This is a genomic window from Pseudomonas sp. ICMP 3272 (assembly GCF_001466905.1).
In the GTDB taxonomy this organism is placed as follows: Bacteria; Pseudomonadota; Gammaproteobacteria; order Pseudomonadales; family Pseudomonadaceae; genus Aquipseudomonas; species Aquipseudomonas amygdali.
This window is the reverse complement of record NZ_LKEK01000053.1, coordinates 141,902-164,193: the sequence shown is the minus strand read 5'-3', so window position 1 is coordinate 164,193 and position 22,292 is coordinate 141,902. Positions and strand designations below refer to the sequence as shown.

At 60.9% G+C, this 22,292-nt stretch carries 16 protein-coding genes; 12 read left to right on the top strand and 4 right to left on the bottom strand.

Annotated features, from left to right (window positions below):
- Positions 1-276 precede the first annotated feature (276 nt).
- The 6 genes from AO068_RS14205 to AO068_RS14180 all read left to right on the top strand — a co-directional run bounded on the left by AO068_RS14205 (position 277) and on the right by AO068_RS14180 (position 7,075).
- Positions 277-1,356 carry a DUF2333 family protein gene (locus AO068_RS14205; protein WP_002555348.1) on the top strand — a complete coding sequence of 360 codons (1,080 nt, stop codon included), beginning with the start codon at positions 277-279 and terminating at the stop codon, positions 1,354-1,356.
- Positions 1,356-1,901, top strand: a complete 546-nt coding sequence (locus tag AO068_RS14200; RefSeq protein ID WP_058408678.1) for an NUDIX hydrolase — start codon at positions 1,356-1,358, stop codon at positions 1,899-1,901. The genes AO068_RS14205 and AO068_RS14200 overlap by 1 nt, the downstream gene beginning before the upstream one ends.
- A gap of 188 nt (positions 1,902-2,089) precedes the next feature.
- Positions 2,090-2,461, top strand: a complete 372-nt coding sequence (locus tag AO068_RS14195; protein ID WP_004655683.1) for a translation initiation factor Sui1 — start codon at positions 2,090-2,092, stop codon at positions 2,459-2,461.
- A gap of 100 nt (positions 2,462-2,561) precedes the next feature.
- Positions 2,562-4,475 (top strand): arginine decarboxylase, encoded by a 1,914-nt coding sequence (speA, locus tag AO068_RS14190; protein ID WP_058402612.1) that lies wholly within the window; start codon positions 2,562-2,564, stop codon positions 4,473-4,475.
- A gap of 210 nt (positions 4,476-4,685) precedes the next feature.
- Complete coding sequence (locus AO068_RS14185; RefSeq protein ID WP_058408677.1) at positions 4,686-6,092, top strand: type VI secretion system Vgr family protein; 1,407 nt, start codon at positions 4,686-4,688, stop codon at positions 6,090-6,092.
- A gap of 80 nt (positions 6,093-6,172) precedes the next feature.
- Positions 6,173-7,075, top strand: coding sequence for an alpha/beta hydrolase (locus AO068_RS14180; RefSeq protein ID WP_058408676.1), 903 nt, complete (start codon positions 6,173-6,175; stop codon positions 7,073-7,075).
- Here the strand turns inward: AO068_RS14180 and AO068_RS14175 are convergent.
- Positions 7,069-8,409, bottom strand: coding sequence for an MATE family efflux transporter (locus AO068_RS14175; protein WP_058408675.1), 1,341 nt, complete (start codon positions 8,407-8,409; stop codon positions 7,069-7,071). The genes AO068_RS14180 and AO068_RS14175 overlap by 7 nt on opposite strands.
- Positions 8,410-8,691: 282 nt before the next feature.
- On the opposite strand from AO068_RS14175, the gene AO068_RS14170 reads away from it, so the two are divergent.
- The gene (locus AO068_RS14170; RefSeq protein ID WP_058408674.1) at positions 8,692-13,641 is read left to right on the top strand and encodes an alpha-2-macroglobulin; all 4,950 of its coding nucleotides are present in this window, start codon (positions 8,692-8,694) and stop codon (positions 13,639-13,641) included.
- Positions 13,642-13,828: 187 nt separating this feature from the next.
- Here the strand turns inward: AO068_RS14170 and AO068_RS14165 are convergent, their stop codons facing one another.
- Complete coding sequence (locus AO068_RS14165; protein ID WP_002555356.1) at positions 13,829-14,122, bottom strand: hypothetical protein; 294 nt, start codon at positions 14,120-14,122, stop codon at positions 13,829-13,831.
- A 95-nt stretch (positions 14,123-14,217) separates the two neighbouring features.
- On the opposite strand from AO068_RS14165, the gene pbpC reads away from it, so the two are divergent.
- On the top strand, positions 14,218-16,566 hold the full coding sequence (gene pbpC, locus AO068_RS14160; protein ID WP_058408673.1) for a peptidoglycan glycosyltransferase PbpC: 2,349 nt from the start codon (positions 14,218-14,220) through the stop codon (positions 16,564-16,566).
- A 20-nt stretch (positions 16,567-16,586) separates the two neighbouring features.
- Here the strand turns inward: pbpC and AO068_RS14155 are convergent, their stop codons facing one another.
- Positions 16,587-16,994 carry a response regulator gene (locus AO068_RS14155; RefSeq protein ID WP_002555358.1) on the bottom strand — a complete coding sequence of 136 codons (408 nt, stop codon included), beginning with the start codon at positions 16,992-16,994 and terminating at the stop codon, positions 16,587-16,589.
- A 96-nt stretch (positions 16,995-17,090) separates the two neighbouring features.
- Positions 17,091-17,279, bottom strand: coding sequence for a Flp family type IVb pilin (locus AO068_RS14150; protein ID WP_002555359.1), 189 nt, complete (start codon positions 17,277-17,279; stop codon positions 17,091-17,093).
- Positions 17,280-17,601: 322 nt separating this feature from the next.
- Here AO068_RS14150 and cpaB point away from each other — a divergent pair, with 322 nt between their 5' ends.
- The 4 genes from cpaB to AO068_RS14130 are packed head-to-tail and all read left to right on the top strand — an operon-like array spanning position 17,602 to position 22,275.
- Positions 17,602-18,561 carry a Flp pilus assembly protein CpaB gene (cpaB, locus tag AO068_RS14145; RefSeq protein WP_058408672.1) on the top strand — a complete coding sequence of 320 codons (960 nt, stop codon included), beginning with the start codon at positions 17,602-17,604 and terminating at the stop codon, positions 18,559-18,561.
- A 20-nt stretch (positions 18,562-18,581) separates the two neighbouring features.
- Positions 18,582-19,832, top strand: a complete 1,251-nt coding sequence (locus AO068_RS14140) for a type II and III secretion system protein family protein (RefSeq protein ID WP_058408671.1) — start codon at positions 18,582-18,584, stop codon at positions 19,830-19,832.
- The gene (locus tag AO068_RS14135) at positions 19,829-21,019 is read left to right on the top strand and encodes an AAA family ATPase (protein WP_002555362.1); all 1,191 of its coding nucleotides are present in this window, start codon (positions 19,829-19,831) and stop codon (positions 21,017-21,019) included. Before AO068_RS14140 ends, AO068_RS14135 begins: the two co-directional genes overlap by 4 nt.
- Positions 21,019-22,275, top strand: a complete 1,257-nt coding sequence (locus AO068_RS14130; RefSeq protein WP_005746717.1) for a CpaF family protein — start codon at positions 21,019-21,021, stop codon at positions 22,273-22,275. Before AO068_RS14135 ends, AO068_RS14130 begins: the two co-directional genes overlap by 1 nt.
- Positions 22,276-22,292 lie beyond the last annotated feature (17 nt).

The window sequence follows — 22,292 nt, the reverse complement described above, 5'->3', positions numbered from 1 at the left end:
GCAATACAGCTGATGGCGCTATGCTAGCACCTCCTATACAGCAGAACAGTGCCGTAAGTCACTTATTTGACAACATTTTGATGGCGCTTAGCCATTACTCAAAATCAATCGACTGATAGAGCCTGGCTATAGGCCTTGAGTTGCAACCTGGAAGTTGAAAGCAATTCGCTTCTGGCTTGAAGCTCGAAGCTTGCAGCTGCCCCGATCGCACCTTAGGGTAAGGTTGCGGTCGAACCCCACGTGAAGCATTCAACTCAAGATCGAAAGGACCCTACCATGCTGGATTGGAAGAACCGCGCAGGCAGCGCGGGTGAGCGCACCGCTGATACTTCATCGGTCAAACGCCGCGGTTACCTGGGTAACCTGTTCTATAGCCGCGCTCTGGGCGCCTTGATCTTGATTTACCTGCTGGTTGCACTGGTAGTCGGCTGGTACTGGAGCAAAGAGCCTGCACTGTTCCCGGTACAACAGAACGCTCAAGCCGCCGCCGAGCGCGAAGGCAAGCCAATGGTTATCGGCTACACGACGGTTGAAACGCTCAAGACCGTGGCTGGCACCCTGCTCAACAAGCGCGGAGGATATCTGTCCAACGACCGCATGCCACCGGGCTTGTGGCTGGACAACATTCCAAGCTGGGAATACGGCGTACTGGTGCAGGTGCGTGACTTGAGTCGTGCGCTGCGCAAAGACTTTGCCCGTTCCCAGTCTCAATCTGCCGAAGATGGCGATCTGGCTCGCGCCGAGCCGCTGTTCAACTTCAACAATCGCAGCTGGATCCTGCCTTCCAGCGAGTCGCAATACGCCGAAGGTATCAACTCTCTGAGTCGCTACCAGGCACGTTTGTCCGACCCGAACCAGAAAGGCGCGCTGTTCTATGCCCGCGCCGACAACCTGAACAACTGGCTGGGTGATGTCGGCACCCGCCTGGGCTCGCTGTCGCAACGCCTTTCGGCCAGTGTCGGTCGGGTCAAACTCAACAGCACGCTGAAAACCGAGGCCGCTGTTTCGGTCAAGCCTGGCGAAGTACCGCAGGTAGACGAGGAAATCGTCGAGACCCCGTGGCTGGAAGTGGACAACGTGTTCTATGAAGCGCGCGGTCAGGCCTGGGCTCTGTCGCATCTGCTGCGCGCCATCGAGGTCGACTTCGCCGATGTACTGGCCAAGAAGAATGCGACCGTCAGCGTGCGTCAGATCATTCGTGAGCTGGAAGCGTCCCAGGAACCGCTGTGGAGCCCGATGATCCTGAATGGCAGCCCGTTCGGTGTTTTCGCCAACCACTCGCTGGTCATGGCCAACTACATCTCGCGTGCCAACGCCGCGGTCATCGACCTGCGCCAGTTGCTGAATCAAGGCTGATGTCTATTCCTGCCAACGAGGCCGCGCACCGTGCCGCCTCGGATGCCGAGCAGATCGCCTGGGTCGACGAGCAGGACCGACTGCTCGGCTCGCGGGTCCGCGCCGATTTGCGCGAGCGCGGACTGATCGGGCGCGGCACTTATATCCTGCTGTTCAACAGTGCCGGCGAGCTTTGCGTTCATCGGCGCACACTGAGCAAAGCGATTTATCCCGGTTATTGGGATGTCGCCGCAGGCGGAATGGTGCAGGCGGATGAAAGCTATGACGAGTCCGCTGCCCGGGAGCTGGAAGAAGAGCTGGGCGTCAATGGCGTACCGTTGCAGGCCCACGAACGGTTTTTCTTCGATCAGCCGGGCAACCGGCTCTGGTGCGCCGTGTTTTCAGCCGTGTGGGACGGGCCCTTGAGATTGCAGCCCGAAGAAGTGCTGGAAGCGCGCTTCATGCCCATCGCCGACGTTCTGCATCAGGCTGAAAAAATCCCTTACTGCCCGGACTCGCTCGCGGCGCTGAAACGTTACCTGCAGCAGATAGAGAATGCTCAGTAAGCCAGTGTTCAGAAATTGGCGTATCCAGCCCCTTAGCAACCGGTCTGTTTGCCGTTACACTGCGCGACCTTTTCAAACTGGACCGGCCCTGCCGTTTCAGTAGCGCTGCCCCTGCCAGAGTGGGGCTTCGCGGTCGATGGTTCGTGTGAGCCCGACCCATCTTCAGTCCTCAACAAGAGGATTTTTGCGTGGCTAAAAAAGCCGCTTCTCTCGCCGCCCTCGGTGGCCTGGTGTTTTCAACCGACGCAGGGCGTCACTGCCCGGATTGTCGTCAGCCCGTTGCCGACTGCACCTGCAAACAGACCGCCATCCCCGAAGGTGACGGTATTGCCCGCGTGCGCCGGGAAAGCAAAGGCCGTGGCGGCAAGACCGTCACCACCATCAGTGGTGTCCCGCTGGCCGAAGAGCCGCTCAAAGACCTCGCCAAGGCCCTCAAACAGCGCTGCGGCACTGGCGGATCGCTCAAGGACGGCGTGATCGAGATTCAGGGCGATCACGTCGAACTGCTATTGGCAGAGCTGATCAAAAAAGGCTTCAAGGCTAAAAAGTCCGGCGGCTGAACCCGCGTAGCGGGCAGCGAATCAAATCGTCATTTCAACTCATTACACTGCGCCCAGCTGGCTATTGGCTGGCGCAACGACTTCTTTATAGGGGACTTCGATGTCCGTACGACGCACACGCAAAGACGATGGCAGCCAATGGACAGTTGCGGACAGCCGCAGCGTTTATGGTATTCGCCATTGGGGCGCGGGTTATTTTGCAATCAACGAAGCAGGTCGCGTTGAAGTCCGTCCCAATGGGCCGGACAGCTCGCCCATCGACCTTTACGAACAGGTCGACAACCTGCGCAAGAGCGGCCTGTCGCTGCCCTTGCTGGTGCGCTTCCCCGACATTCTGCAAGACCGTGTGCGTCAACTGACCGGTGCATTCGACAGCAACATTGCGCGCCTGGAATACCAGAGCCAATACACCGCGCTGTACCCGATCAAGGTCAACCAGCAGGAAGCGGTGGTGGAAAACATCATCGCCACGCAGAACGTCTCTATCGGCCTGGAAGCGGGTTCCAAACCGGAGCTGATGGCCGTGCTGGCATTGGCGCCCAAAGGCGGCACCATCGTCTGCAACGGTTACAAGGACCGTGAGTTCATCCGTCTGGCGCTGATGGGCCAGAAGCTGGGCCACAACGTGTTCATCGTCATCGAGAAAGAATCCGAAGTCGAGCTGGTCATCGAAGAAGCCGCCGAGCTGAAGGTCGCCCCTCAGGTGGGCCTGCGCGTGCGTCTGTCCTCCCTGGCGTCGAGCAAATGGGCAGACACCGGCGGCGAGAAATCCAAGTTCGGTCTGTCGGCCGCACAATTGCTGTCGGTGGTCGAGCGCTTCCGCAAGGCCGGGCTCGATCAGGGCATCCGCCTGCTGCACTTCCACATGGGCTCGCAGATCGCCAACCTGGCTGATTACCAGCACGGCTTCAAAGAGGCTATCCGCTATTACGGCGAACTGCGCAAACTCGGCCTGCCGGTGGATTACATCGATGTCGGCGGCGGTCTGGGCGTTGACTACGATGGCACACACTCGCGCAACGCCAGTTCGATCAACTACGACATGGACGACTACGCAGGTGTGGTGGTCGGCATGCTCAAGGAATTCTGCGATGCGCAGAGCCTGCCGCATCCGCATATTTTCTCGGAAAGCGGCCGCTCGCTGACCGCCCACCACGCCATGCTGGTGGTTCAGGTGACCGACGTCGAAAAACACAACGACGAAGTCCCGGAAATCGCCGACAAGGCCAGCCTGCCGGAAACCGTGCAATGGCTGGTGGACCTGCTGGGTCCGACCGACATCGAGATGGTCACCGAAACCTACTGGCGCGCCACGCACTACATGAGCGACATCGCAGCCCAGTATGCCGATGGCAAGATCAGCCTGTCGGAAAAGGCACTGGGCGAGCAATGCTACTTCGCCGTCTGCCGCCGCCTGTACAACTCGCTGAAGGCACGTCAACGCTCACACCGTCAGGTACTCGACGAACTCAACGACAAGCTGGCCGACAAGTACATCTGCAACTTCTCGGTGTTCCAGAGCCTGCCCGATACCTGGGCCATCGGCCAGGTGCTGCCGATTCTGCCCTTGCACCGTCTGGACGAAGAGCCGGTGCGCCGCGCCGTGCTTCAGGACCTGACCTGCGATTCCGACGGCAAAATCAAGCAGTACGTCGATGAGCAGAGCATCGAGACCAGCATGCCGGTGCACTCATTGAACGAAGGCGAAGACTATCTGCTGGGGATCTTCCTGGTAGGCGCCTACCAGGAAATTCTGGGGGACATGCACAACCTGTTCGGTGATACCGACTCGGTGAACATCTACCAGAACCCGGACGGCAGTGTTTACCACGCAGGCATCGAAACCCACGACACCATCGAAGACATGCTGCGCTACGTGCACTTGTCGCCGGAAGAACTGATGACCCATTACCGGGACAAGGTCGCCAGCGCCAAGATTACTCCGCGCGAGCGTACCTACTTCCTCGACGCCCTGCGCCTGGGGCTGACACGTTCTTCGTACCTGTCGTCCTGATTTGAGGATTTGCGATGGGGCCTGCAATCGGGCTCCATCTACTGTGACTGTGGTGCCAATGCTACGCGTTGGCGCGACGGTCATGCGCACATCGTAAGCCGCTACCAACATTCCTTGTAGGCAACGTCCTGTTCTACCTGCAGCCCTCTACCCTGCCCGTTTTCTGCGCCAGAATTCGCGGTCGCATTCCCGGTAGAGAAGCACTCCATCATGCCCGACCCCACCAGCGCGCCGCTCTTTCGTCTGGAAATTGCCCGCCTGCAGCGCTGCTTCACTGTCATATCGTTCAGCGCAAGCGAGGCGATCAGCCAGCCTTTTACATTTGAACTGGACATTCTTGGTGACGGCCTGGATCTGGACCTGACCGGCCTGATGTACAAACCTGCCTCGCTGAGCTTCGGAAGCCGGAAGAACTTTCACGGTCAGATTCAAGGCGCGACACGCAAGCATTACCAACCCGGCCCGGCGTGTTACACGCTGATAATGGGGCCTCGACTGGCCTGTCTCGGGTTACGCCACCAGTCGCGCATCTTTCAGCACATGACCGCCACCCGGATCATCACCCAGGTGCTCGAAGAACATGGCCTGAAGAACTGTTTCCGTTTTGACCTGCCGACCGAGTGCCGCGAACGCGACTGTTGCGTGCAGTATCAGGAATCCGACCTGCAACTGGTCCAGCGCCTGTGCGCAGAAGAAGGCATTCACTACCACTTTGTCCATTCACGGCATCGCCACGAATTAGTATTCGGTGCCAACCTGCACGGATTTGCGCGCAGCCCTGTCGCACGCTGGCGTCAATTCGCGCAGCAGTCCGGGGTGACCCGGTTTGCCGTCACCGAGCATGCAACGGATCTGCCCGGCAGCCGCGCAGCCCAGCACGCGTCCGGCGAGAGTACCTTGCCGTTCGTGACTTGCGCAGAACTGCTGCCGCTGGCCGACCATCCCGAGAAGAACTGGAACCACATGTGGCTGATCACCGAAGTCCGGCATCGCTTTGGCATCGTTGATGGCAATGACCGCGGGGCATCGGAACGCTACTCGAACCAGTTCAAGGCCATACCATGGGAAGTCGGCTTCAGAACGCCTGCCCCGGCACCGCGCGCGCCCATTGCGCATCTTCAGCGAGGCTGGATCATCGGCATCAGCGGCGAACCGGCACGGCTTGATGCGTCAGGCCGGGTACGCGTCCGGCTGGAATGGGAGTGGCAGCTCCCGAATGATACCGGCAGTGGCTGCTGGCTGCATCTGGCGCCGGGGCTGGATATCGAATGTCGCGTCGGCATGTCAGTGGCGGTGAGCTTTTCTGTGGATGACACACACCCACCACTGATCATCGGCTGTCTGCCGTCACAGGAAGCGCGCCGCGAGAATGATCCCGCGCCTGTCGATAACGTTCAAATGCACCTAGACCGGCAAATGTTCATCGGGCCTGACCGACTGCTGCAACTCGCAGACGGGGTCCGCCTATACCTTGGCGAAGGCAGCAAAGTCACACTGGATGCCGGGTCCAGCACGGTGCAGATCGACGATGATGGCCTGACATTGAGCAGCCCGCGCATCGGTTTTGCCAGCAAGGCGAATGGCCGTTCTTCGGGTGATCCGGACGCTATTGAATGAAATAGCACCCGCTATGCGGCACTTGGGCGAAGCGCGACGGTCTGAGGCATATCCGACTCATCTGCCAGAGCACTTCCCTTATGATGCGAGTGATTTTCCTGACACTGATGACGGGTGCCGTACTGGCAGCATTGTCCGGTTGCTCGCCCTTGAAGCTGCTCAACACGTTGAATCCGACCGGCCCTGTCGATCATGTCTACGGGCTGGCCTACGGGCAGGATCCACGGAACACGCTGGACGTTTACACCCCGCAGGCTAAACCGGCCAACGCGCCAGTCGTGGTGTTTTTCTATGGTGGCAGCTGGAACACCGGTTCGAAAGCCAATTACGCCTTCGTCGGCGAGGCATTGGCTGCGCGTGGCATGGTCGTCGTGATTGCCGACTACAGGCTCTATCCGCAAGTGCGCTACCCAAGCTTTCTGGAAGATTCGGCCAAAGCGCTGGCCTGGGCGCACAAACATGCAAAAACCTACGGTGGCGATCCTGACCGCTTGTACGTGATGGGCCACAGCGCAGGTGCCTATAACGCTGCAATGCTGGCGCTCGATCCGCGCTGGCTGGCCCGTGAAGGCTTGTCGCCGTCCATTCTCAGCGGCTGGATCGGGCTGGCCGGGCCGTACGACTTTCTGCCTATCGAGGAGGCCGATGTGAAACCGGTGTTCTTTTTCCCCAACTCACCGCCTGACTCGCAACCCATCAACCACGTCAGTTCCAGTGCGCCCCCTGCGTTGCTGATGGCCTCGAATACGGACTCGCTGGTCAACCCCAAACGCAACACCGGTGGCCTGGCGCGTGCTTTGCGCGAGGCGGGTGTGCCAGTACGCGATCTGTATTTCTCGCGCACCAACCACGGCACGCTGGTCGGCGCATTTGCCAAGCTGTTAAGCGGCCTGGCACCGGTGGTCGACGAGGTCGACATGTTCGTCAATCACACCCCGCAAAGGCTCGCGGAAAAGAACCGTGCGGCCTTGAAGAGTCAGTGAACGAACCAGCCGTCCCTGCGCGTCAATCGCCAGGCAATGGCACCAAGGCTCAGGCCGCGCAGCAGGGTAAAGGCCAGAAACGTCAGCCATAGCGCGTGATTGCCGTGGCTGGAAGCCAGATAAGCCAGCGGCGCGATGCCTGCTGCGCTGAACAGCATCGCGTTGCGCATTTCACGCGCACGGGTGGCACCGATGAACAGCCCGTCCAGCAGGTAACTCCAGACGGCCAGCAGTGGCATCAGCGCCAGATATGGCAGATAGGTCATGGCCGTTGCGCGAACCTCGGGAATATCGGTCTGCATGCTGACGAAGCCATGCCCGCCCACCAGAAACAACAGCGCAAATGCCACGCTGGCAATCAGTGACCAGCCTCCGGCGACCACCAGCGAGCGCCGCAGCGTATCCCGGTCACGCGCACCAATGGCATGGCCGCACAGCGCCTCGACTGCATGCGCCAGCCCGTCCAGTGCATGGGCAGTCAACAGCAGGCCGTTGAGCAGCAATGCGTTGGCGGCAACCGTTGCGTCACCCAGACGAGCGCCTTGCACAGTGATCAGGAACATCACCGATTGCAGCGCCAGTGTGCGCAGAAAGATGTCTCGATTCACCGCCAGCAAGGGTCTCCAGTTGCTCCATAGCCTCAGGGCTGACCAGACGATCTGCCCCGGCCAGGCGCGCAAGGTCTTGCGGGCCAGCAGCAGACCGAGCACTACGCCGGTCCACTCTGCCAGCACCGAGGCACGCGCCGAACCGACCACTCCCCAGTCCAGGCCGATGACAAACCATAGGTTGAGCGCGATATTGACCAGATTGGTGATGAGCAGAATGGCCAGTGGCGCTCTGGCGTTTTGCGCGCCGAGAAACCAGCCGACCAGCGCATAACTGGCCAGCGCCGCAGGCAGGCCGAACAGCCGGGTGTGAAAGAAATCCAGGGTCATTTGCTGCAGATCGGCAGACGGCTGCATCATCGCCAGCGCCAGATGGCTGAACGGCAAGGCGATCACACCCAGCAACAACGCCAGCCCGACGGCCAGCAACAGACCCTGTAACAAGATCCGGCGCATCGCAGCACTGTCATTGCGCCCTGCCGCCTGCGCGGCAAAACCAGTGGTGCCCATGCGTAGAAAACCCATGGCCCAGGCAAGGAAGGTGTAAAGCGTCGACCCGACCGCGACGGAACCCAACTGATGCGCGTGCGGCAGATGACCGATCACTGCGCTGTCGACGAGCGCTACCAGCGGAACGGAAATATTCGACAGAATCATCGGCGCAGCCAGCGCCCAGACACGACGATGGGTTGAGCGATGACGCCAATCGTTGAGCAACGTGGACATGAGAACTCCCGGCAAGGCGAGCATTGTAGCCAGAGCGCCGAGGCTTTGCTGTGCAGATGATGGTGGCCAGGTCATGAATGTGCAGCGCAGCGAACAGTTGTGACGCGGAGCGTCACTCAAGGCATTCCCACGCTGGTGAGCGTTAGGAACGATCGCCGCGCTCTGTGTCCTGCGCTGGCGTGCGATGAATGCGAGGAGCTACCTGTTCAATCTGACAGTAATACTTGTCATCACGACTGTTATATAGTCGCACCCTCTCTACCGTTGCCGATGAGTGCCACCATGTTCAACAAAGGATTGTTTCTGGCTTGCGCGCTTGCGTTGCTGAGCGCCTGTGATTCCTCCTCTCAGGATAAGCCTGTGCCAGCCGCGGCACCCACGACTCAGGCAGCGGTTACCGATACAAAGCCCAAACCCGCAGTCGACCTCGCCGCGCTGAGCAAGCGCTACGCAGGACGCGAACTGACCGTCATCGACGTGTCGGAAATCCAGATCGACGGTGCAAGCGCCTTGTCGGTGAGCTTTTCCGTGCCGCTCGATCCGGAACAGAAGTTCGGCGAAAAACTTCATCTGGTGGACAGCAAGAACGGCAAGGTCGACGGTGCCTGGGAGCTGTCGGACAACCTCATGGAACTGCGCCTGCGCCACCTGGAGCCGCAGCGCAAGCTGGTGCTGACCGTCGATGCCGGCCTGCAGGCCGTCAACAAGGCCACACTCGCAGCCGAATACATCAGCCGTCTGGAAACCCGTGACCTGCAAGCCACCGTCGGCTTCGCCAGCCGTGGCAGCCTGTTGCCGACGCGTCTGGCCGAGGGCCTGCCGGTCATCGCCCTGAACGTCGACAAGGTGGATGTCGAATTCTTCCGCGTCAAACCCGACTCGATGCCCAACTTCCTCGCCCAGTGGGACGGCGCGTCGAGCCTGTCCAGCTACAGCTCCGAAGAACTGCTGCCCATGGCCGAACTGGTCTACAGCGGCCGTTTCGACCTCAAGCCTGCGCGCAATACCCGTGAGACCCTGCTGCTGCCGATTGCCGGTATCAAACCCCTGCAACAGCCGGGTGTTTATCTGGCGGTCATGCGCGCTTCGGGGACCTACAGCTACTCGCAGCCGGCCACCCTGTTCACCCTCAGTGATATCGGCCTGTCGGTACACCGTTACAGCAACCGTCTGGACGTCTTCACTCAGGCGCTCGAGGGCGGCAAGGCGCTGAGCGATGTTAGCATCGACGTGTACGACGACAGCGGCAAGGTTGTCGCCCAGGGCAAGACCGACAGCGACGGCCACACTCAACTGCCGCTGCCAGCCAAGGCCGCAGTGGTGCTGGCGCACAAGGACGAACAGACCAGCATGCTGCGCCTGAACAGCTCGGCGCTGGACCTGGCCGAGTTCGACATCTCCGGCCCGCAGGCTCATCCGCTGCAATTCTTCATTTTCGGCCCGCGTGACCTGTATCGCCCCGGTGAAACCGTGCTGCTCAACGGCCTGCTGCGTGACAGCGACGGCAAGCACGTCAAGCCACAACCCATCACCGTCGAAGTGCGCCGCCCCGATGATCAGGTCAGCCGCAAATTCGTCTGGGAAGCCGACAGCAGCGGGTTCTACCAGTATCAATTGCAACTCGCCGACGAAGCGCCCACCGGTCGCTGGCAACTGGTGTTCGACCTGGGCGACAGCAAACCGCAGCTTTATGAATTCAAGGTTGAAGACTTCCTGCCCGAGCGCCTGGCTCTGGAACTCAAGGGCAGCGACACACCGGTTGCGCCTGCTGACAACCCCGAGTTCGATATCACTGGCCGCTACCTGTACGGCGCGCCCGCCTCGGGCAATACCCTGACCGGTCAGGTCTACGTGCGTCCGCTGCGCGAAGCCGTGCCGAAACTGCCGGGCTATCAGTTCGGTTCGATCACCGAAGAAGACCTCAAGCACGACCTGGAGCTGGAGCCCGTTACGCTCGACGCCGAAGGCCACTCGACGCTTGCCGTGCAGAGCGAATGGGCGCAAGCCAAATCGCCACTGCAACTGATTCTGCAAGCCAGCCTGCAAGAGTCCGGCGGGCGTCCGATCACCCGTCGTCTGGTGCAGCCGATCTGGCCTGCCGAGCACTTGCCCGGCGTGCGTGCGTTGTTCGGCAGCAGTACAGGCAGCGATGACTACGACGACGAAGCCGGCAAGGGCGAAGCGCAGACCAACGGCGACGGCCCGGCCGAATTTGAAATCGTGATGGCCGATGCCGCTGGCAACAAACTGGCCGCTGATAATGTAAAAGTCAGGTTGATTCGTGAGCGCCGCGACTACTACTGGAATTATTCGGCCAACGATGGCTGGAGCTACCACTTCAACGAGAAATTCCTCAACCTGAACGAGGAAACCCTCAACATCACCAAGGACTCGACAGCCAAAATCAGCTTCCCGGTCGAGTGGGGCCCTTACCGTGTCGAAGTGGAAGACCCGTCCACCGGTATGGTCAGCAGCCTGCGCTTCTGGGCGGGCTATCGCTGGCAGGACAACACCGATGGCGGCGCGGTCAGGCCGGATCAGGTCAAGCTGGCGCTGGACAAACCGGCCTACAACGACGGCGACACCGCCACTGTGACCGTCACGCCACCCGCTGCGGGCAAGGGCTATCTGCTGGTCGAGTCCAGCGAAGGCCCATTGTGGTGGAAGGAAATCGACGTGCCGGCCGAGGGCAAATCGTATGAAATCCCTCTGGACAAAAAATGGGCGCGCCACGATCTGTACGTCACCGCTCTGGTCATACGCCCCGGCGAGCGCAAGGCCAACGTCACACCGAAACGCGCAGTGGGAGTGCTGCACCTGCCGCTGGATCGTGCGCAACGCAAACTGGCGCTGACGGTCACCGCACCGGAGAAAATGCGCCCCAAACAGCCGCTTAAACTCAAGATTGTCGCCAAAAATGCCGATGGCAGCGTGCCAAGGCAGGTGCAAGTGCTGGTGTCGGCAGTGGACGTCGGCATTCTCAACATCACCCGCTACGCCACGCCCGACCCGTTTGCCAGCCTGTTTGGCCGCAAGCAGTATGGCGCGGACCAACTGGACATCTACGGCCAGTTGATCGAAGCCGGTCAGGGCCGTCTGGCCAGCATGGCGTTCGGTGGTGATGCGCTGGCCAAAGGCGGTAAGCGTCCGGACACCAGCGTGACCATCGTGGCACTGCAAAGCGCGCCGGTTACCCTGAACGACGCGGGTGAAGGCGAAGCGAGTGTCGACATTCCAGACTTCAACGGCGAACTGCGGGTCATGGCTCAGGCCTGGACCGACGACCGCTACGGCATGGCCGAGGCGAAAACCGTGGTGGCTGCGCCGATCATCGCCGAGCTGTCGACGCCGCGCTTCCTTGCAGGTGGCGACCAGACCAGCGTCGCGCTGGACGTCTCCAACCTGTCGGGCAAAGCACAGAAGCTGGACGTGAAGATCAGCGCTGAAGGCCAGTTGAGCATTCCTGGCGGCGATCAGAGCAAACCCTTGCAACTCAAAGAGGGGCAGCGCGTCACCCTTAAAGTGCCGGTACTGGCGCAGGGTGGACTGGGTCAGGGCAAAATCAAAGTGCTGATCGAAGGTCTGGACCTGCCCGGTGAAACCCTGCCCGCCTTCACTCGCGAGTGGAGCATCGGTGTGCGCCCTGCCTACCCGGCGATGCTCAGGCATTATCGCGCCACTCTCAACGAGCAAAGCTGGAGCCTGCCGGACGGTGCACTTGAAGCCTTCGAGCCTGCCGGTCGCGAAGCCATGCTGTCGCTGTCGAGCCGTCCGCCGCTGAACATCGGTGAACAGATTCGGGCATTGAAGGCCTACCCTTACGGTTGTCTGGAGCAGACCGCCAGCGGCCTGTATCCATCGCTGTATGCCGACGCGGCGACCCTCAAGCGTCTGGGCCTGAGCGGCGAACCGGATGCCGAACGCAAGCGCAAGGTCGAGATCGGCATCGAGCGCCTGCTGGGCATGCAACGTTACAACGGCAGCTTTGGCCTTTGGGGCTCGGACAGCGACGAGGAATACTGGCTGACCGCCTATGTCACCGACTTCCTGCTGCGCGCCCGCGATCAGGGCTTTGCCGTGCCGCCGGATGCGCTGAAGAAAGCCAGTGAACGCCTGTTGCGTTATCTGCAGGATGCCGGCCAGATTCAGGTCAATTACAGCCAGAACGCCGAACATACGCGCTTCGCCGTGCAAGCCTATGCGGGGCTGGTGCTGTCACGCAGCCAACAGGCTCCGCTAGCGGCCTTGCGCAGCCTGTTCGACCGACGCAGTGACGCCCGCTCCGGGCTGCCGCTGGTGCAACTGGCGGTTGCGCTGGAGAAGATGGGCGACAAACCGCGTGCCGATCTGGCCCTGAGCGCCGGCCTGGCAGTCAGCCGCAAAAATGAATGGCTGGCCGACTACGGCAGCTCGCTGCGTGATCAGGCGCTGATTCTGGCCTTGCTGGAAGAAAATGATCTCGCCAAGGAAAGGCGTGACGAGCGCCTGTTTGCCTTGGCCGATGAAGTGGCCGCCAATCGCTACCTGTCCACTCAGGAAAGCAACTCGCTGTTCCTTGCCGGTCGTAACCTGCTGGGTAAGGCGGAGAAGGACTGGACCGCCAGCCTCGCCAGCGGCACTCAAACCCGCGAGCTGAGCAACAAACAGCCGGGCCTCAAGCTGGACGGTGCACTGCTGGCTTCGCCGCTTTCAGTACACAATCAAGGCAGCGAGCCGCTCTATCAGCAACTGACCGTCTCCGGTTATCCAACCCAGGCGCCTGCGGCCGGTGGCGAAAATCTGAGTATTCGTCGCGAATACCTGAGCCTGAGCGGCGCGCCACTGAACGTCGGCGCCTTGAAAACCGGGCAACTGGTGCTGGTGCATCTGGAGATTGGTGCCAAACAGCGCGTACCGGATGCGTTGGTGGTGGACCTGCTGCCTGCGGGCCTGGAACTGGAAAACCAGAACCTGGCGCAAAGCTCGGCAAGCCTGGAAGACGCCAGTGAAGAAGTGAAGACGATCCGCGAATCGATGGAAAACGCCGGGATCAAGCATCAGGAATACCGCGGTGATCGTTACGTGGCGGCGCTGGATATCGACGGCAGCAGCACCGTGCACCTGCTCTACCTGGCCCGCGCAGTCACGCCGGGTACGTACCGCGTGCCGCCGCCGCAGGTCGAATCGATGTACCGCCCGAACTGGCAGGCGCTGGGCGATGCACCCGCGCAGATGGTGGTAAAGGGCAAATGATCGCTGACTGATTGGTTGGTTGGTTGGTTGGAATGCGTACCTGTGGGAGCGACCGGGGCGGCGATCCGCATTGTTCGCGAAAGGGCCGGTACATTCGCTGAAGATGTATCGTCAGGAATAAAGCCTTCGCGAACACGTTCGCTCCCACAAAGGCACGCGCTTACAGCGTGGGGGCGGAGTTAGCGCATCAATGAATGATCCAGCTCAGCAACCACAGGCCCAGCGCCAGCCAGATGATCCCGAGGATGATCGAGGCGCGCATGAATGCCCGGACAGCCGAGTAAAGCAGCATCAGGCCGATGATCAGTGCGACGATGCTGATCAGTGAAGTGTCCATGCCCAGCGTGCGGGACAGGCCATCGACAAAATTTCCTCCAGCATGGGTAAACCCGTTGAACAACCACGCCAGACCGTCGACGAAGAAGCGAATCACCGCGCCGATGGCCTGCCCGAGCCATTCAAAAAAGCCTTCTACCTGCATATGTACGTCCTGATTGGGGTCGTGAAGAAAATGATCTGTCCGCTTTGGCCGTCGCAAGGCGTGTCAGGTTCCGTGGATCATAAAGGCTCTTTGCGTTGAAACCTGAATTTCTTCTGCGTCTGCGGCAAAAACTCAAGTGGCTGGCAGGCGCGATCATGCTGCTGATCGCCCTGCTTTGGCTGGCGGATCGCCTGTGGCCGTTGCCACTGCCCAAAGACGATCTGGCCCGCGTCGTGCTGGCCGAGGACGGCACACCGCTGTGGCGCTTTGCCGATGCCAATGGCGTGTGGCGCTATCCGGTCAGCAACGAGCAGGTTTCGCCTTATTACCTTGAAGCACTGCTGACCTACGAAGACCGCTGGTTCTACAGCCATCCTGGCGTAAACCCGCTGGCGCTGGTGCGCGCCACCTGGCAAAACCTCAGTGGCGCGCGCGTGGTATCCGGTGGCAGTACGCTGTCAATGCAGGTGGCACGGCTACTCGACCCGCACTCGCGAACCTTATCCGGCAAGTTTCGCCAGTTGTGGCGCACCTTGCAGCTTGAGTGGCACCTGTCCAAGGATGAAATCCTCAGCCTGTACCTCAATCGCGCGCCATTTGGCGGCACGTTGCAAGGGGTGGCGGCCGCCAGTTGGGCGTATCTGGGCAAATCCCCACACAATCTGACTCGCGCAGAGGCTGCATTGCTCGCGGTGCTGCCACAGGCACCCAGTCGGCTGCGGCCGGACCGTCATCCACAACGGGCGCAAGCTGCCCGCGACAAGGTCCTGAGGCGTCTCGCCGAGTTTCAGGTGTGGCCGCAAGCGAGCGTGGACGAGGCTCTGGAAGAGCCGTTATGGCTGGCACCGCGACAGGAACCGAGCCTTGCGCCGCTGCTGGCCAGACGCCTTAATCGCCCCAATAGTCCGCCGCTGATCCGCACCACGCTGGATGCCTCACTGCAACGGCGCATGGAAGACCTGCTGATGGGCTGGCGCGCGCGCCTTCCGGAACGGACCTCGGCAGCGATTCTGGTAGTCGAGGCAGAAAACATGGCCGTGCGCGCTTATGTGGGTTCAGTGGACATCAACGACGCCAAACGCTTCGGGCATGTGGACATGGTGACGGCGCTGCGTTCGCCCGGCTCCACCCTCAAGCCATTCCTGTACGGCATGGCAATGGATGCCGGGCTGATCCACTCCGAATCACTGATGCAGGACGTCCCGCGTCGCTATGGCGACTACCGGCCGGGCAACTTTTCGACCGGCTTCGGCGGGCCGGTCGCGGCCAGTTCGGCGCTGTCGATGTCGCTCAACCTGCCTGCCGTACAGTTACTGGAGGTCTATGGACCGAAGCGCTTCGCCGCCGAACTGCGCAATGGCGGCGTACCGCTGACCCTGCCGCCGCTGGCCGAGCCGAATCTGGCGCTGATTCTGGGAGGTGCGGGCAGTCGGCTGGAGGATTTGGTGACGGGATACAGCGCCTTCGCTCGTGGCGGGCGAAGCGCCGATGTTCGATTGCAACCGCAGGACCGATTGCGCGAACGGCGGATGATGTCGCCAGGGGCCGCATGGATCATCCGGCGCATCCTCAGCGGCCAGTCGCGTCCGGACATAGACCCGCGCGCCGAGCTGGTACAGCGCCCGCAACTGGCCTGGAAGACCGGCACCAGCTATGGCTTCCGCGATGCCTGGGCGATTGGTGTGGGGCCGCGTTTTCTGGTCGGTGTATGGATCGGTCGCCCGGACGGCACACCGGTGCCGGGGCAGTTCGGGCTGGCGTCGGCAGCGCCACTGATGCTTCAGGTTCATGATGTGCTGGTCAATCGCGACAGCCAGCGCGGGATCGCTGCGCCGGTGCAACCGGTGCCGCTGAATGTCGGCGTGGCAGCGATCTGCTGGCCGCTGGGTCAACCGATGAGCAAAAGCGACCCGAACTGCCGTCGCCAGCGTTTCGCCTGGACACTGGACGGCACCACGCCGCCAACCTTGCAGGCGGCCGATCAGCCGCTCGGCCTGGGCTTGCAGGAACGTGTCTGGATCAACGCCAAGGGGTTACGCGTGGCGGCCGGTTGCCCGGACGCTCAAGCGCAGGACATCGCGCTTTGGCCTGCCCCTCTGGAACCCTGGCTGCCCAGGGCTGAACGACGCGAAGCCCGCCTGCCACCCGCCGACCCTGACTGCCCGCCACAGAACCTCAACCTGGCACCGCCGCTTAGCATCGTCGGCGTGCGCGAAGGCGATAACCTGCGCCTGCCAGCGAGCAGCCGTCAGGCGCTGCGCCTCAGACTCTCGGCCCTGGGCGGCAGCGGACATCGCTGGTGGTTCATTGACGGCGCGCCACTGGCGGACACCAACATCCGGCAAGACTTCACCCCGACCCTGAGCAAGCCGGGCCGTTATCAATTAAGCGTACTGGACGAAAGCGGCCAGACCGCGAGGGTTGAATTCAGCGTGGTGGAGTGAAGGTTACGAAAACGCTGTGGTCACTGAACCTGAAAGATTTTCGGCTCGGGGAACAGGTTGTTGAGCGTTTCCAGCAGACGAACGTGGTAGATGGGTTTGCGGAACAGGTCCAGCACATGCAGGCGCAACAGGTCGCTGACGTCGTCCATGTCGGCGTGCCCAGAGGTCACGATGACAGGCAGGTGCTGACGCGACGTGTGCTCGCGCAGGTGGCGGATCAGCTGGATACCGCTTTCCTCCGGCATCCGCAGATCGGTAATCACCAGCGCGATATCCGGATGGGCTGTCAGCTGGTGCAGGGCCATTTTCACGGACGACGCCGTGAAACAGCAGAACCCCTCGCCTTCGAGCAGTTCTGCAAGCTCCTCGTTCGCGTCCTCTTCGTCATCAACCAACAGCAGCTGTTGGCGGGTAGGATGGACAGCCATTTTGACACCTTTAAACGTGAATAAATGCGATCAGGATATCCAGATTACTCCTGTTGAAAAAGGCTATCTACTGACATATCTCCATCTGTGCTCAACTCACAACGCATTCTGAATAGTTGTAAACATTGCAGTGATCCTGCCGCTTATCGTGGGAACAAAAGCGACGATAGCCACTGCAACCATCGCTGCGATCAAGGCGTACTCTATACCCGAAGCAGCTTCACGGTCTTTGATAAAGGATTTAACCCGGATATAGGTACCTACGTATAGCCGTGTAAGGGACATCTCATTTCTCCTTGTGCCTTCTAGGCGCGAACATGCGTATCACATGCGAAACCGTCTGCCTGCACAGCATTGTCTCCAATACGTAAACCCACAATCTCAATAAAGCATTAACCGGAAAGTTATAAGACTGGCCATCCCCTGCGTCTGGCGTGGTCAAACGCTATGTTGTTCACGCAACAGCATTTTTATACCAAAGCACAATGGCATTCTGAGTGTCTTGAGCTAACGTCACATAACGGACGGGAACGTCGTCCGCCGCGCCACATTGCGAAGTTGTCGCACCGGTTTGAAGTTGTCCTGCAATGACAAAGGGAACGTTGCCATGAGCAGTCGCATTACCATGGTGCTTGCTGTCCTGTTTTTGCTGGGGGCGTTGATTGCCGGTTATCTGGGAATCGCCGTCAGCAAACCGGCCGAGGCACCTGCAGTTGTCACTCAGCCCACGGTGCCTGTCGCCACCGAAATATCGACTCAAACGCCCCCGACTCCGCCCGTCGAGGATGCGCTGCGCCACAACGTCGTGGTTTTGGCCCGGGACGTACCGGCCTATACCCCCATCACGGCTGAAGACCTGACCGTAGAGCGCCTCAAGGTCGCTCCGCCTGGAAGTTTCGAGCACATCGACAAACTGGTGGGCCGCAGCACTTGGCGAACACTGACGGCCGGAACCTGGCTTAGCGAGAACAGTTTTGAAGCAGGCGGCACACTGGCGCGGATGATTCGCCCTCATGAACGAGCGCTGGCGTTGCAGGTTGACGAGGTGATTGGCGCATCCGGGCAGCTCAGCCCAGGCGACTATGTGGATGTGCTGCTTTACCTGCCCGAGGACACCAGCAACCTGAATCGCTCCAGCCAGGTGGTCGTACCCGCCCTGCGAGTTCTCGGGGTTGGCGGGCTGCTCGGCCCGGATCGCAACGGCAAGCCGGTGCAGGACATCAACGCTGACGAACGCCTTAAACAGGAACAGCTGCGGATCAACGCGCGAACCGTCACCGTCGCGGTACCGGAAGCCTTGCTGGCACGGCTGATGCTGGCGTCGCAAACCGGTGTCCTGCGTCTGGCCGTGCGCAGCACCGACGAGGGCAACCTTCAGAATTACTGGGCGAGCGAAGCCGGTAGCCGTGATGCCGCCGAACGACTGGACTCTGCCAACCGCCAACTGGTCAGCTTCAGACAATTGAGCCTGGGCCCGGCCAACTCGCCGACACAGGGCGCAGCCACTCGCACGCCTCGCGCAGTCGAGGTCATACGCGGTAACCAGATCACGCAACAAACTCCCTGATTGAGCAAGGATTGCATTTGATGAGCTGTTGTTCCGTGCCAGTAATAAAACCCCGGCTGCTGGCGTTAGCCTTGGCGGCGCTGTCTGCACAATCAGCCTGGGCCGCTTCCGGCAGTTGTGCAGGACTTGCTGCAATGCCAGCGGCGGTGGAAATCGATCAAGGCATTCAGCAGGAAGTGCGCTCACCTGTGGCCATCACCCGCATTGCCGTGGGCGACCCGAAAATCGCCGATGTGCATGTCAACGGCACCGATGGCTTTCTGTTGACCGGCGTTGCGCAGGGCACCACCAGCCTGATGGTCTGGACCGCCTGCGCCACCGCTCCGCGCCAGAGCATGGTGTTCGTGCGCGGTCGGGCCACGGCGTCGATGGTAGAGACCGTCCCTGCGCCATCTGCTGATTCCGAGTTACCCAGCCAGGTGCAGACCGACATCCGCTTTATCGAAGTCAGCCGCACCAAACTCAAGGAGGCCAGTACCTCGATATTCGGCAAGGGCTCGAACAACTTTCTGTTCGGCGCGCCTGGCACGGTTCCCGGCGTCAACGTCACCCCCGGTACGGTGAGTGGCACAAGGCCGAGCATTCCGCTGAACAACAGCAATTTCAATATTGTCTGGGGAGGTGGCAGCAGCAAGGTGCTGGGCATGCTCAATGCCATGGAAAACAGCGGCTACGCCTACACCCTGGCACGACCCAGCCTTGTTGCGCTCAATGGGCAAAGTGCAAGCTTTCTGGCCGGTGGCGAGTTCCCGGTGCCTGTGCCCAATGGCGAGAGCAATGGTATTTCCATCGAGTACAAGGAGTTTGGCGTACGCCTGACCCTGACGCCGACAGTAGTGGGTCGTGACCGAATCCTGCTAAAAGTTGCCCCGGAAGTCAGCGAACTGGATTTCTCTGCTGGTATCACCATCGCTGGCACAAACGTGCCAGCGCTCAACATCCGGCGTACCGACACCAGTATCGCGCTTGCCGACGGAGAAAGCTTTGTGGTCAGTGGGCTGATCAGCTCCAGCAACGTCGGCTCGGTAGGCAAATTTCCCGGTCTGGGTGACATCCCCATTCTCGGCGCGTTTTTCCGCAACTCGCAAATCCAGCGCGATGAACGCGAACTGCTGATGATCGTCACCCCGCACCTGGTTCAACCGCTGGCTGCCAACGCGCAATTGCCCTCGCTGCCGGGTGAGGGGCTGCGCACCTACGACCCAAGCTTTCCGCGCCTGTATTTTCTGGAAAACGGCGACTTCGACCGCCGCGACGGGTTATCCAAATGAGCCAGAGCCTGAGCCAGACCTTCCTGGCAATCACTCGAAACAATACTGATCTGGAATGGCTGCAGAGTGCCCTTGGCTCACTGGGCCAGGTGGTCAGCGCAGGCACCGGCAGCCTCGACGATCTGCTCGCTCTGGTGGACGTGACCTTTGCCAGCGTGGTGTTCGTCGGGCTGGACCGTGAGCATCTGATGACCCAGAGCGCCCTGATCGAGAGTGCGCTGGAGGCCAAGCCGATGCTGGCCATCGTCGCGCTTGGCGACGGTATGGATAACCAGCTGGTGCTCAACGCGATGCGTGCCGGGGCGCGGGATTTCGTCGCTTACGGCTCTCGTTCGAGCGAGGTCGCCGGCCTGGTCAGACGTTTGAGCAAGCGCTTGCCTGCCGTGACGCCCAACCCGAACATGAGCGGCCTGTCAGTGCTGTATGGCGCGCAAGGCGATGACGACGGAGCCTTGATCGCGACGCACCTGGCGATGGTGGTGCACAAGACCGGGCAACGCACGCTGCTGCTGGACCTCGGCCTGCCGCGCGGCGACAGCCTGCTGATGCTCGGCCTTGAATCCACATTCAGCTTTGGCGATGCCCTGCGCCACTTGCGCAGGCTCGATGCAACGCTGATCGACAGTGCGTTCACCACCAGTGAAAGTGGTCTGCGCATTCTGGCGTACAGCGAAGCCGACGATCATCTGGAGCAGTCCAGCGCAGCGGAGCTTTATATGCTGCTCAGCGCCCTGCGCCAGCATTTTCAACATGTGGTCGTGAACCTCGTGGGCCAGCCGGACAGCGAGGCACTGCGCTCGCTGGTCAGCCATTGCGATCAGTTGCTGTGGTACGCCGACCAGAGCGTACTGGGCTGTCGACGTAACCTGACGGTGCTTAATAACTGGCGTGAGAAAGGCATGAGAATGCAACACGCCAGCCTGCTGATTGATCGCTATCAGCGCTCGGTCGCACCCAATTCGGAAACCGTGGCCAAGACCTTCGGCCTGCCGGTGCAGGCCGTATTGCCGCTGGCACCAGAGCTGCGCCTCAACGCCAAAAACCAGGGAGTGACGCTGTTCGAGCTGGCCTCACGCGACGCGTTGTGTTCCGGGCTGCGTCGGCTTGGCGAGCATCTGGCACGCAATGCCGAGGCTCACGATAAACCCGATCAGGGCTGGCTCGCTCGACTGTGGGGGAACAGGTAATGGCGGAAAAACTGTTTGGCATCTCGTCGCGTGGCAGCGGGCAGGCAGATGACGGCCAAGGCCTGAAACTGGTGCTGCACCGTTACATCATCGATGGCATCGAAGAAAGCGGCAAAAACCTGCTCGAAGGCTCACGACCGGCGCTGGCGCAATTTGTCATCGACAAGGTGGCCGAATACGTCGCGCGATTGCGGCTGGCTATTTCGCGCTACGAAATGGAGCGACTGGCCGAAGAGCTGGTCGATGAGCTGACCGGTTTCGGCCCGCTTGAAGTGTTGCTGCGCGACACGTCGGTCACGGAAATTCTGGTCAACGGGCCGGGCAAGGTGTTTGTCGAACGCGATGGTGTGCTGCACCACACCGATCTGCGCTTTATCGACTCACACCACGTCGAGCGCGTGATGCAGCGCATCCTCGCGCCACTCGGGCGGCGCCTGGATGAATCTTCGCCCATGGTCGATGCGCGCCTGCCCGACGGCAGCCGGGTCAATGCCATCATCCCGCCGATTGCGCTGGACGGCCCTTGCCTGTCGATCCGGAAATTTCGCAAGGACATGCTCAAGAGCGCAGATCTGGTGGCCATGCAAACCATTGATCAATCCATTTTCGAGTTTTTTCAGGAAGCGGTCGGCAAGCGCTGCAACATCCTCGTCAGCGGCGGTACCGGCACAGGCAAGACCACCATGCTCAACGTTCTGAGCCAGTTGATCGACAGCAACCAGCGCCTGGTCACTATCGAGGACGTTGCCGAGCTTCAGCTCAGCCACCCGCACGTGGTGCGTCTGGAAACCCGCCCGCCCAATGCCGAGGGGCATGGCGAGGTGCGCGCCAGCGACCTGATTCGCAACTCGCTGCGGATGCGCCCGGACCGCATCATCCTCGGCGAGATCCGTGGTGTCGAAGTGCTCGATGTATTGACGGCGATGAACACCGGCCACGACGGTTCCATGAGTACGGTTCACGCCAACAATGCTCAGGATGCTCTGCTGCGCCTGGAAACGCTGGTTGGCCTGACCGGGCGACTGATACCGGAAAAAACCCTGCGCCAGATGGTCTGCGCGGCGCTGGATGTGATTATCCAGCTGGCGCGCCTGCCTGATGGCCGACGCTGTGTCAGCGAAGTGGTGGAGGTAGTCGGCATACGCGATGACATCTATGTCACCAATACATTGTTCCGCCTTGATCGCCGCACCGGGGTCGGCTTCATGCGCGAAGCTGCACACGCCGCAGGCGATAAGCTGCGGCCAGGCTACTGACGTGCTCAGGGAGGCGG